This is a genomic window from Burkholderia sp. 10_S31, from assembly GCF_056930375.1.
The window spans coordinates 2048375-2059867 of the sequence record NZ_JBXOWK010000001.1; the positions used below are offsets into that span (position 1 = coordinate 2048375).

Below are 11493 nucleotides of genomic sequence, written 5' to 3' on the forward strand. Positions count from 1 at the left end.
CTGAAACGCTTGCGGGCTCGCGCGCGCCGCGTTGCGCGTCAGCCCCTTGTCGCGACAGGGCCGGCACGCGCGATCGCGTCAACGCCCCGACGTTTCAGCTTCGATACGGCCTTCTTCCCACAGCGCCCAGAAGCGGCTGCCGGCACGATACGGATTCGCGCGTCGCGCCGCATGATCGGTAACGCCCTGGCGAAAGGCGCCGTACAGCGTCAGCGGCGGGTTGTCGACGCACACGGCTTCACGGGCGGCGGTCGTGCGGCGCTCGGAAACGAGCCGCCGGATCAGCGAGGCACCGTCGATCACATCCAGTTGATCGATCGTTTCTGCGCGACTGAGGACTTCGACGGTATTCATGTGCGGGCTCCCCTGACATCCTCTTTTCCAGTCAAGGAGCAATAAGAGTGCCAACCATGAAACACCGCGCAACGCTGAGATCGTGCGGGCTTCTGCGGCGATCGTGACGCGCGGCGCGGGCCGATGTTACGGAACACGTCACGTGACATGGCCGTGCGACGCGAACACATGCGCGCACGCGCCGTGCCAGGCAACGTGTTGCGGAAATGAATCGCGGGAAGCGAAGGGACGTACAGGGAAGCGCGGTAACGGGCGACGGAAACGGGCGGCGGAAACGAGGGCGCCAGTGCGTTCAGCTCGCGGCCGCAGGCGCCACGCGGCGGCTGCCGGCCGAATAGAAGCGGTAGATCCCCTTGCCGGCGGACTTCGCATCGTACAGCGCGCTGTCGGCCTGCCGGATCAGTTCGTCGGGCGAGCCGTGCCCGTCGTCGAGCGCGATGCCGATGCTGATCCCGAAGCTCACGGTTTCGCCGATCGACAGCGTATACGGCGCCGAGATTTGCTGGATGATGCGCGCGGCGAGGACCGAGCAGGCCTGCATCGTGGTGGCGTCGAGCGCGACGACGAACTCGTCGCCGCCGATCCGCGCCGCCAGCTCGCCGGCCGGCAGCGTCTTGCCGAGCCGCTCGGCGACCTGCGTGAGCACTTCGTCGCCGGCCTGGTGGCCGAACCGGTCGTTGATCGCCTTGAAGCCGTCGAGGTCGAGATACATGACGGCGAGCGTGGCGCTCGGCAGCCGCGGCCGATGCGCGAGCATCCGCTTGAGTTCCGCATGCAGTTCGTGGCGGTTCGGCAATCCCGTCAGCGCGTCGTGCCGCGCGAGGTGCCGGATGTGCTGCTCGGTGCGGCGGCGCGCGGTCACGTCCTCGACGATGATTACCGCGTTGCCGTCCGGCACGCGATGGCGCGTCAGTTCGAGTTGGCGGCCGTCGGCGAGCGTGATGTCGAGCGGCTCCGGTTCGTCGTGGCTCAGCCAGACGTCGCATTGCGCGGCGAGACCGGCGCCGTCGGGATCGGTGACCGTGTTCGTGCCCAGCGCCGCGACGACGTCGGGCAGCGGCGTGTCCAGCATGATTTCGCGCGGAGAGCCGAACAATTGTGCGGTGCGCCGGTTCGCGACGATCACGCGGCTCTCGCCGTCGATCATGCAGAGGCCGTGCGGCATGTAGGTCAGGGCGGCGTCGAAGTGCGCGACGAGCTCGGCATTGCGCTGGCGTGCGGCGATCAGTGCGACCAGCACGCGGTAATGGCGCTGGACGACCGTGCGCATGGCGGCAAGATAGATCACGAGCGGAGGTAGCAGCAGCCATGCGCCCGGCCGGGAGACCAGCAGCGCGCCGATGCCGATCGGCACGACGCCGAGCGTGACCTGCGTCATCGCGAGCCGCGGCAGCGCCGAATTGCGCGACGCGATCCCGCCGAACACGCCGCCCGCGACCATCACCGACAGCGTGCCGAGCTCGACGTCGGGCGCATCCACGCAGCCCATCACGCCGAGGCCGAGCACGAAGCACGCGGCGAGCGACACGGGCGCATAGCGCCGCGCCCAGTATTCGGCGCGATCGTCGCCGGCGGCGCGGCGTATCGTATATGCGCGTGCGATCGCGAGCCGCGCGGCGAGCAGGGCGACGTCGACGACGAGCCACACGAAACACCACAGTTGCTGGAGCCGGATCAGCGCGATCGCCGCGACGAACGCGCTGGCGAGGCCGGATAGTGCCATCGGCCGCACGTCCTCGAACAGCGTGACGAGCATCGACGGGCGCAGTGCGGCCGTCACGCGGTGATTGCCGCAGGGGGGGGTGGCGAGAACAGCGTTCAGGAGGCGTGCCTTGACTGCCATGGCTTTTTTGACCTCGACACGATGCGATTCACCGCCGGCCGGCCCGCACGGCACGTGGCGGGATGACCGGCGAGCCGGATGCGCACGACATTACCATGAAACATCGACCGAGCGTGCCGTGCGGGCGCGTCGGCAAGTAGTCGTAAACCACGGCCGCGAGAGCCTTGCGCATTCGCCGGCGCGAGGGCAGGATCGTTGCGGACGGGACGATGTCGGGTAGCCGCCCGTGGATCGGATTCGCCGCGCGCCGCACGTGGCCTGCCGATGGCGCGCGATCGGCGGACGGTGCTCGATGCGGCCCCGCGCCGCCGCGTTGCCTCGCGCGGATGCCACCCGCGACCGGCCGCCACAGCCCGTCTGAATCCGATCATAAGAAATCCAATAAGTAATTCATGCGAGAAATACTATAGGCGATATATCCAAAACAATGCCAGAATGCGCGCCGCTCCGAACGCCGCGACACCCGATCGCCGTCCGAGCCGCATCAGGAGGTTATCCCAATGAAAAACCACGGCCTGTCACGGCGGGGTTTTCTGAAAGCCAGCGTGCTGGCGGGCGTCGCGGTCTACGTCGCGCCCATCGGCAGCCGCGCGTTCGCGGCGCTCTTCGAAGAAAAACTCCTCACACCCGTCAAATGGGATAGCGTCACCGGCATCCCCCAATTCCGCATCGACGGCATCGCGAAGGTCACGGGCGCGAAAGTGTTCGCCCGCGACGTGCGCGCGGCCGACATGCCGCACTGGCCGCAGCAGCAGTCGCACGCGCTGATCCTGCGCGTCACGCAGGCCGACCGCATCTACGCAGGTTTCGACCTGTCGCTGCTCGGCGACGAACTGAAACCGGACCGTGTGGTCACGGCCGACGATCTCGCGCGCGACGGCGTCGCATTCCCGGCGTTCTACGGCGACGACATGCTGCTGCCCGCGGGCAAGACGCCCGCGTATCTGGGCCATGCGGTCGCGATCCTCATCTATCACGACTTCGCGCGCTTTCGCTTCGCGAAGAACGCGCTCAAGTTCCGCGACGACGTGATCCGCTACGGCGCTGTCACCGGCCCGCTCGAGCGCGATCCGTGGGGCACGTTCCGCTATGTGCGCGTGGGCGGCAAGACGGCCTACGACGACGATGTCTACTCGAGCCTGAAGGACGCGCCGATCTTCCCGAGCATGATGCGCAAGCACCTGCCGGTCTGGCCGGACGGCAAGGAGCACGGCAAGCTCGACGAGCAGGGGATGTTCCTGGCCGGCCAGATCGCGGCCGAACTCGATCGTCCGTCGGCCGACTGGCTCGTGTTCGACCGCGAGTACAACACGCAGTCGGTCGATACCGCCGCGCTCGAACCCGACAACGCGAACTGCTGGTACGACGCCGCGACGCAGTCGCTGCACCTCGTCGTACCGACCCAGTCGCCGCTCGAAGTGGCGGAGAACGCGGCCGCGATGGTCGCGAAGTGCCGCTTCTCGGTGAAGAAGCTGTTCGTGCATCCGTGCTACACGGTCGGCTACGGCTCCAAGGATCACTTCAACGTGCCGTTCTACGGCCTCGTCTGTGCGCTGTATGCGGACGGCCGCCCGGTGCGGTTCGCGAACGATCGCTACGAGCAGTTCCAGACGTCGCTGAAGCGTCACGCGTTCAAGATGCATTACCGGATCGCGGTGGATCGCAACACGGGCCTGCTGCAGTCGTTCAAGGGCGACTTCGAGGCGAACGGCGGCGGGCGCTCGAACTTCTCGCCGTCGGTCGCGATGGTCGGCGCGACGGCCGCGCAATCGATCTACTACTTCCCGAAGAGCGATCTCGCGGCGGTCGCGATCGCATCGCGCGCGATCGACGCCGGCTCGGCCCGCGGCTACGGCACGCTGCAGAGCATGGCCGCGACCGAGATGGCCGTCGACGAAATCGCCGCGCAACTGAATCTCGATCCGATCGATTTCCGCCTGCGCAACGCGCTGCGTTCGGGGATGAAGAACACGCAGGGCGCGATTCCCGCGGGCGCGCTGCGCGTCGAGGAAGTGCTGGAGCGTGCGAAGCAGCATCCGCTGTGGACGCGGCGCGCCGCGCGCAAGGCCGAATTCGAGGCAGCGAACCCGGGCAGGCGCTACGGCGTCGGCTTCGCGTGCGTGCAGAAGGATTTCGGCACGGGTGCCGAGGCATCGTTCGCGAAGGTCGAATTCGACGAGAACGGCAAGGTGTCGCTGCATCACACGGCCGCCGAGATCGGCACCGGGATGTCGACGTCGCAAGCCGTCGCGGTCGCGAAGTGGCTCGGTCGTCCCGCGACCGAGGTGCGCGTCGCGCTGACCGAATGGCCGGACCTGCCGGTCGAGACGAGCGGCGATCCGTATCTGATGTCGCAGGCCGACCAGGACCGCCTGAGCGCGAACCCGCGCTGGTCGCCGGGCTATGCGTCGCCGTCGAGCGCGACGAACTCCGCGTACTACTTCACGCACAGCACGCGCGAAGCCGCGCGCGCGGTGTTCCGCTACGGGCTGTGGCCGGCCGCGATGTCGATCTGGACGCGCGGCCTCGGCGGCGGCCAGGCCGCGCCGTACACGATCCGCATCGAGGACGCGCGCTGGGTCGACGGCAAGCTGACCGCCGACGGCCTCGAGCCGCTGACGTTCGAGCAGCTCGCGAAGCAGGCGCATGCGCTCGGCCTGCCGACCGGCGCCGTCGTGCACGTGTTCAACCGCTGGCAGTGGACCGACGCCGAGTTTGAAGTAGGCGGCGCGGTCGATCGTCTGCCGATCGACGGGCTGTCGCTGCGCGTCGGCGCGCCGAAGACCGGCGACGATGGCCCGATGCCGGGCACCGCCGCGCCGGCAGGCGCGACCGCGATGCGCGGCACGCTGGCGCCGACCGCGAACGGCTACCGCGTGCTGGACCGCAAGCGCGTGTTCATCCCGCCGACGAGCCGCAACAACGCCGCCGTCACGTACTACACGGCAGTCGGCACGCTCGTCGAGCTGGCCGTGCACGAGGCGACCGGCAAGGTCGAGCTGCTCGCGCATCACTCGATCATGGAGTGCGGCAATCAGATCTCGCCGCAGCTCGTGTCGGGCCAGTTGCAGGGCGGCCTCGCGATGGGCATCGGCCATGCGCTGCACGAGTACCTGCCGCTTTACGAGGATGGCCCCGGCAACGGCACGTGGAACTTCAACCGTTACCAGCTGCCGCGCGCGACCGACGTCGCCGTGTGGTCGCAGACGGGCGACATCCTGCCGCCGCTGTCCGAGACCGATCCGCCGAAGGGAGTCGCCGAAGTGGTGATGATCCCCGTCGTTGGTGCGATCGTGAACGGCATCGCGCATGCGATCGGCCATCGTTTCACCGATTTGCCGGTGACCCCGCAAAAGATTCAGGAGGTGCTCGCATGACGACCGCCCAAACCGCGGCTTCGGCCGCGAGCGCCAGCGCGACGGCGACCGGCGCGTCCGCGCCTGACGCGGCTTCGGCCGCTCCGGCATCCGCGCCGGCCGCACCCGCTGCCGCGCCGGTCGCCGTCGAGCGTCCGCTCGTCCGCTTTCAGCAGAAGCCGCTGTCGGTGAACATCAATGGCAAGTCCGTCGGCCCGATGCAGGTGCCCGAGGAGCTGATGATGATCGAGTTCCTGCACGAGTACGCGGGCCTCACCGGTTCGCGGCTCGGCTGCGGGCAGGGCATCTGCCACGCATGCGTGGTGATCGTCGACAAGCCGGACGGCACGAGCGAGGAAATGCGCACCTGCATCACCGGCGCGCACTTCTTCCACGGCCGTTCGATCCGCACGATCGAAGGCCACGCGAAGCGTAACGAAGCGGGCGAAGTGGTCGAGCTGTCACCGATCCAGCAGAAGTTCCTCGAGCACTTCAGCTTCCAGTGCGGCTACTGCACGCCGGGCTTCGTCAACGCGGCGACGGTGCTGATCGAGCGCCTGAAGCGCGAGCCGATCGCGAAGGCCGACGTCGAGCGCACGATCACCGATGCGCTGAATGCGCACATCTGCCGCTGCACGGGTTACGTCCGCTACTACGAAGCCGTGAAGGACGTGATTTTGACGACGCCGGGACTCGTGAAGGACGCCGCATGAAACGCACATTCGCCCATCGTGCCGCGCGGGCCGCAGGCTTGCCCGCACTCGCGGCCGCCTGCGCGCTGCTGCTCGCCGCCTGCGGCGGCCATGACGCGCCGGCCTCGAGCGCGGCTTCCGGCGCGCCCGGTGCCGACCCGGTCGCGCGCGGCCGCTATCTCGTGAAGGCCGCGGACTGCGCGGCGTGCCACACCGCGAAGGACGGCGCGCCGTTCGCCGGCGGTGCGCCGCTCGAATCGCCGTTCGGCACGTTCTACGGCTCGAACATCACGCCCGACAAGGATCACGGGATCGGCAGCTGGAGCGCGGACGACTTCTACGCCGCGCTGCACGACGGCAAGGCGCCGGGCAAGCGCCTGTATCCGTCGATGCCGTACACGTCGTACCGGCAGCTCACGCGTGCCGATACCGACGCGATGTACGCGTACCTGAAGACCGTGAAGCCGGTTGCGCAGGAAAACCGCGCGCACGAACTCAAGTTCCCGTACAACCTGCGCTTCGGCATGGTGTTCTGGGACATGGTGTTCCTGAAGGACAGCCTGCCCGACGCATCGAGCGGCCAGTCCGCCGACTGGCAACGCGGCCGCTATCTGGCCGGCGCGCTCGGTCACTGCGCGGAATGCCATACGCCGCGCGCGTTCACCGGCCAGCTCGACGGCGCGAAGCCGTTCGCGGGCGCCGCGCTCGGCCGTGTGGCCGCACCGGACATCACGCCGGCCGGCCTCGCTGCGCGCGGCTGGACGGGCACCGACCTGCAGACGTTCTTCGGCGTCGGCATCGCGCCGCAAGGCTCGGCGTTCGGCGAAATGTATCCGGTCGTGCACCTGAGCACGCAATACCTGACGAAGGACGACCTGCGCGCGCTGTCCGTGTACCTGCTCGGCGATACGCCGCCGGCGCCGCAGCCGGTGAAGCCGGTGTCGGCCGACGCCGCGCAGCTCGCGGCCGGCCGCTCGGTGTATCTCGCGGTGTGCGCGGGCTGTCACGGCTTCAGCGGCGAAGGCAAGCCGCACGTGGCGGTGCCGATGAACGGCAATTCGACGCTGCGTCAGGGCGACTCGCGCAACCTGCTGGTCGCGATGCTCGACGGCATCGACGAGCAGAAGTTCGCCGGCTTCGAGAACCTGCAGCCGATGCCGGGTTTCGCGCACACGCTGAGCGACGACGAACTCGCGCAGCTCGCGAACTACCTGCGCGCGACGTGGGGCGGCCAGCCCGCGAACGTCACGCCGGCCGACGTGAAGGCCATGCGTCGATAACGCGTGTGGTGGAGCGGGGCGTCGCGCACGACGCGGCCGGTTTCCGGCTGCGCTCGCGCATGACGTCCCGCTCGAACCTGTCCGACGGCGCCTCAGTAACCGCCGCCCCCTCCGCCACCACCACCTCCACCTCCGCTGCCGCCCGCACCGCCATACCGGCTCATGCCGGGGCCTTGCGATACGCCGCCGCCCGACGACGTACATCCCGCCGACAGCACCAGCATCAGCGCCGCGAGCAGTGCCGCGGCCAGTCTTGCCGAGTTCATTTCACTCTCCTTTCGCCGCGCAGGCTGCGCGGCCACGCGGTTCGCGTGAACCGGCGAGCGCGCGATGACGAAACGTTTCCGGCGGGCGGTTTATTCCATGCTTTTTGCGTATCGGTCCAGATCGACATTCGCACCGACAATTTCCTGTTCTCGCTGGTGCTCGCTGGTGGCGATCGGGTTCGTCGCGTATGCGCGGTACCATCACGCGATCCTGCGCCGCAGCACGCGCGAATTCGGCTGGAAGCACATCGCGTGGCTGCTGCCGTGGTTCGGCGGGCTCTGGCTGCTGTCGTGGCTGGGCGGGATCGGCGGCGGCCTCGGCGCGATCGGTTTCGGCCGGGACAGCCTCGCCGTGTCGGTGTGGAGCGTGATCGTGTACGTGATGGCGCTGCGCTGCGCGCCCGGCCGCGACGAGACGGCCGGGATGATGGTGCGTATGAACCAGACGAGCTGAGTCGCATCGCAACGACGCGCAGCCGGGGCGAGCGGTGCGCCCCGGCGAGTCGCTGCATGACTGGCTACGGATGATGCGTGGCCGGATGCCGCCACTGCGGCGGCATCCGCTCAACGATAGACAAGGTCGGCGCGACGATTCTGTGCCCATGAATCTTCGTCGTGGCCGAGCGCGACCGGTTTTTCCTTGCCGAGGCTGACCGCTTCGAGTTGCGAGGCCTGCACGCCCAGCGTTTCAAGCGCGCTCATGACGGCCTGCGAACGGCGTTCGCCGAGCGCGAGGTTGTATTCGGACGTGCCGCGTTCGTCGGTGTTGCCCTGGATCAGCACATGGCGCGACGGATGGCTGCGCAGGTAGTCGGCATGCGCCTGCAGCAGCGACTGGTATTCCGGCTTCACGGAATACTGGTCGAAGTCGAAATAGACGCTGCGCTTTGCGAGCGGGCTGTTCGGATTGTTGAGATCGTCGGCCGAAACCGTGGCGACCGCCTCGCTCGAGGGCGCCGGTGCCATACCGGCATTCTCGGGCGTTTTCGCCGCGTGGTGGCAACCCGCCAGCAGGGCGAAAGCTGCCAGCACCGCAAATCGGTTCGTTTTGCTCATTGTGCGTCTCCTGCGGTTGACTGCGTGGAAAGCGTCGCGGGTGCGAACCGGCATGTCACGAATCCGGCCGAGACGGCACGAAAGTGCCGGCTTCCGTGCGTCGTGCGATGCACTTTCGTAAGCCAGCGATGTGCCATATGAAAGATTGTCTCCGCAGGAACGCCGAATCACGGCGCCGCTGCAACTAGATTAGGAAAAATGTCACAGCGTGACCAGTTTCTTCGTCTATTTCGCGCGGAAACGGGGCAGGACGCATTCTTGCTTGCGCGAGCGGCGCGGGATGCGCGATTCCGCAGCAGCGGGCAGCGGCGTCACGCGTCGCCGTGCTCGTCCCGGCCGATCACGAGTTCGGTGCGCGACGTGAACAGATAGCGCGGTACGTCCAGGTTCTGCGGCGCGGGCTTGTCGCGGAACACGCGCCCGGCGAGATCGTAGGTCGAGCCGTGGCACGGGCACAGGAATCCGCCCGGCCAGTCGTCGGGCAGGTTCGGCTGCGCACCCGCCTGGAAGCGCGGAATCGGCGTGCAGCCCAGATGCGTGCAGACGCCGACCACCACCAGCAGGTTGCGGCGATTGGCCCGCGCGCGGAACGGATTGCGGCAATAGTCTGGCAACGGCATCGAGAACGGATGCAGCGTGGCGGGATCCGCGACCATCGGCGTGGCTTTCGTCACGGCATCGAGCATCGCGGCCGTCCGGTTGACGATGAAGACCGGCTTGCCGCGCCATCCGACCGTCATCATCGCGCCTTCGGCGAGCCAGCCGATGTCGACCGTGACCGGCGCGCCGGCTGCCAGCGCACTGGCCGGCGGCGACAGCGAGTCGACGAACGGAATCGCGGTCGCGAGGCAGCCGATGCCGCCGGTGACGGTCGTCGCGATGAGCAACGTGCGCCGCTGCACGTCGATCGTTTGAAGCGGCGGGGAAGGGGTGTCCATGACGTGCTCCGCCTTCGTCGAAGGGCGCTGTGCACCAGGAGGGCGCGTGGCGCGCGGGCAACATGCAGCGCCGCGCCCGCAGCGCGTGCGCGTTGTGTTGCGTTGCGTTGCAATCCCGGCTTTTCGCTTGCGCAGGCGCGTGCGGCGCAAGCGTGTCGGGCACGGAATGGCCGCGCACCGGCGCGGCCATTCCAGCGTAGGCAGCGACGATTAAGCGAGGCTTAAACCGCGACCGCCTGTCGGGCGCGAACCAGCGCAGGTATCAGAACTTGTGCCGCAATCCGAGCGCGACGACGACCTGGTTGCTGTTGGCGGATGGCGTCATCGTCCACACGGTTGCGTTGAACGCCGGATTGCCGTTGCCGCCGCTCACGCTTTGATAGACGGCTTCGAGATACGCGTCCGTGCGGTTCGAGAACGCATAGCCAGCCTGCGTGACCACGTGGTTCCATTTCGGGCGCGTCTGGCCCGTGCGCGTGTCGAAACGGCCCATCGTGTACGTGTACGCGGCGGACAGGCTGAACGCCGGCGTGACGCAATAGCGGCCGTCGACCGTGAAGTTGTCGAAGACCAGCGATTCACCCTTCAGCGGCGTGATGCCGCCGCCCTGGAGCACGCCGCTCACGCCGTCGGTGGCCGAGTGCGACCACGCGGCGCCGACCGAATGCAGACCGAACGCATAGCGGCCGGCCACGGCCCAGACCCGCTGGTTGCCGCCCGTGATCGTCGCCGAGCCGTCGACCGTGCTCAGTGCGCCGTCCGGGTTCGACGCGTTGCGGTCGCGGCTGATCTTAAGGTAACCGGCGCCGAGCTTCAGCGGTCCGTTCGCATAGCCGAGCCCCGCGCTCCAGACGGCGTTGTTCGAGAATGCGCCGGCCGTGTTCGAGAACCCGTACAGCGCGCCAAACGTCAGCCCGCGATACGTCGGGCTCGTGTACTTCACCGCGTGATTGATGCGCAGGTTGCGGTTCGAGTCGTCGTTGTCGTACGGGTGTACCGCGAGATTGCCACCCCAGCCGGGGCCCGACGCACCAAGCGGCGTCACGAAATCGAGGATCAGGTCGTACTGGCGGCCGAACGTGAGCGTGCCGGCCGTGCGCGAACTCACACCGATCCACGCCTGACGGCCGAACATGTCGACGCCTTTCTGCGACAGCTTGCCGGTCGTGCCCGAGAAGCCATTTTCGAGCGCGAAGACCGCGGCTGTCCCGCCACCGAGATCCTCACGGCCGCGCAGCCCCCAGCGCGATGCGTTCAATGCGCCGCTCGTCAGCGCGACGCTGCCGCTGCCCGGAGAACCGGCGCCTTGCGTCCGCTGATTGGTTGCGTAGGTGATCGACGTATCGATCAGGCCGTACAGCGTCACGCTGCTCTGCGCGTGCGCGACGCACGGAATGAATCCGGCCACGCAAGCAGCAATCATGGTCTCCGGGAGCGCACTGGTGCGACGGCCGGCGTGCGTCACAGCAGCGCGCGTGCCGGCGGGCTGTCCAGTCTTATAGGAATGCATAGGATTTTTTATCGTTGGTCTCCGGCCCGATCGCCGGTGGGTCGCGTCGGCACGTGGGCCGACGGATCGAGCGGTCATTATTGGAGATCGTGTGACGGTCGATTAAGGCGCTGCACAGGAAAGGTCCGCTGCGAAATTGCGTGGAATCGCAACGTCGCCCGATTTCGGGTTTCCTGGAAACTTGCGCTTAGCGCTGGT

Annotated in this window: 10 protein-coding genes; 4 read left to right on the plus strand and 6 right to left on the minus strand. The window is 67.8% G+C overall.

All coding sequences use genetic code 11. From position 1 onward, the window contains the following. Positions 1 to 78 precede the first annotated feature (78 nt). Positions 79 to 354, minus strand: coding sequence for a hypothetical protein (locus AC1Z3W_RS09230; RefSeq protein ID WP_057925149.1), 276 nt, complete (start codon positions 352 to 354; stop codon positions 79 to 81). 292 nt (positions 355 to 646) lie between these two features. Further along, positions 647 to 2197, minus strand: a complete 1551-nt coding sequence (locus AC1Z3W_RS09235) for a sensor domain-containing diguanylate cyclase (protein WP_057925150.1) — start codon at positions 2195 to 2197, stop codon at positions 647 to 649. Positions 2198 to 2697: 500 nt separating this feature from the next. On the opposite strand from AC1Z3W_RS09235, the gene AC1Z3W_RS09240 reads away from it, so the two are divergent. Genes AC1Z3W_RS09240 through AC1Z3W_RS09250 form a run of 3 tightly spaced genes read left to right on the plus strand, consistent with a single transcriptional unit; the run spans position 2698 to position 7525 of the window. Further along, the gene (locus tag AC1Z3W_RS09240) at positions 2698 to 5574 is read left to right on the plus strand and encodes a xanthine dehydrogenase family protein molybdopterin-binding subunit (RefSeq protein WP_483507480.1); all 2877 of its coding nucleotides are present in this window, start codon (positions 2698 to 2700) and stop codon (positions 5572 to 5574) included. Then, positions 5571 to 6266, plus strand: a complete 696-nt coding sequence (locus AC1Z3W_RS09245) for a (2Fe-2S)-binding protein (protein WP_483507481.1) — start codon at positions 5571 to 5573, stop codon at positions 6264 to 6266. The genes AC1Z3W_RS09240 and AC1Z3W_RS09245 overlap by 4 nt, the downstream gene beginning before the upstream one ends. Then, positions 6263 to 7525 carry a cytochrome c gene (locus AC1Z3W_RS09250; RefSeq protein ID WP_175824720.1) on the plus strand — a complete coding sequence of 421 codons (1263 nt, stop codon included), beginning with the start codon at positions 6263 to 6265 and terminating at the stop codon, positions 7523 to 7525. Before AC1Z3W_RS09245 ends, AC1Z3W_RS09250 begins: the two co-directional genes overlap by 4 nt. A gap of 92 nt (positions 7526 to 7617) precedes the next feature. On the opposite strand, the gene AC1Z3W_RS09255 is transcribed toward AC1Z3W_RS09250, so the two are convergent. After that, entirely contained in the window at positions 7618 to 7791 is a 174-nt protein-coding gene (locus tag AC1Z3W_RS09255) for a hypothetical protein (RefSeq protein WP_175824721.1), read from the minus strand. Positions 7792 to 7957: 166 nt separating this feature from the next. Between AC1Z3W_RS09255 and AC1Z3W_RS09260 the strand changes: the two genes are divergently transcribed. Continuing rightward, entirely contained in the window at positions 7958 to 8245 is a 288-nt protein-coding gene (locus AC1Z3W_RS09260; RefSeq protein WP_175824722.1) for a hypothetical protein, read from the plus strand. A 110-nt stretch (positions 8246 to 8355) separates the two neighbouring features. On the opposite strand, the gene pal is transcribed toward AC1Z3W_RS09260, so the two are convergent. From pal to AC1Z3W_RS09275, 3 genes are all read right to left on the minus strand, one after another. Continuing rightward, entirely contained in the window at positions 8356 to 8847 is a 492-nt protein-coding gene (pal, locus tag AC1Z3W_RS09265; protein ID WP_057927261.1) for a peptidoglycan-associated lipoprotein Pal, read from the minus strand. A 311-nt stretch (positions 8848 to 9158) separates the two neighbouring features. Then, complete coding sequence (gene petA, locus AC1Z3W_RS09270) at positions 9159 to 9785, minus strand: ubiquinol-cytochrome c reductase iron-sulfur subunit (RefSeq protein WP_057927260.1); 627 nt, start codon at positions 9783 to 9785, stop codon at positions 9159 to 9161. Between the two features lie 262 nt (positions 9786 to 10047). Continuing rightward, complete coding sequence (locus AC1Z3W_RS09275; protein ID WP_057927259.1) at positions 10048 to 11295, minus strand: porin; 1248 nt, start codon at positions 11293 to 11295, stop codon at positions 10048 to 10050. Positions 11296 to 11493: the final 198 nt, after the last annotated feature.

Excerpts from the sequence above, each read along its gene's own strand:
- AC1Z3W_RS09230 (WP_057925149.1), bottom strand. The coding sequence starts at position 354 with ATGAATACCGTCGAAGTCCTCAGTCGCGCAGAAACGATCGATCAACTG.
- AC1Z3W_RS09235 (WP_057925150.1), bottom strand. The coding sequence starts at position 2,197 with ATGGCAGTCAAGGCACGCCTCCTGAACGCTGTTCTCGCCACCCCCCCC.
- AC1Z3W_RS09240 (WP_483507480.1), top strand. The coding sequence starts at position 2,698 with ATGAAAAACCACGGCCTGTCACGGCGGGGTTTTCTGAAAGCCAGCGTG.
- AC1Z3W_RS09245 (WP_483507481.1), top strand. The coding sequence starts at position 5,571 with ATGACGACCGCCCAAACCGCGGCTTCGGCCGCGAGCGCCAGCGCGACG.
- AC1Z3W_RS09250 (WP_175824720.1), top strand. The coding sequence starts at position 6,263 with ATGAAACGCACATTCGCCCATCGTGCCGCGCGGGCCGCAGGCTTGCCC.
- AC1Z3W_RS09255 (WP_175824721.1), bottom strand. The coding sequence starts at position 7,791 with ATGAACTCGGCAAGACTGGCCGCGGCACTGCTCGCGGCGCTGATGCTG.
- pal (WP_057927261.1), bottom strand. The coding sequence starts at position 8,847 with ATGAGCAAAACGAACCGATTTGCGGTGCTGGCAGCTTTCGCCCTGCTG.
- petA (WP_057927260.1), bottom strand. The coding sequence starts at position 9,785 with ATGGACACCCCTTCCCCGCCGCTTCAAACGATCGACGTGCAGCGGCGC.
- AC1Z3W_RS09275 (WP_057927259.1), bottom strand. The coding sequence starts at position 11,295 with ATGCATTCCTATAAGACTGGACAGCCCGCCGGCACGCGCGCTGCTGTG.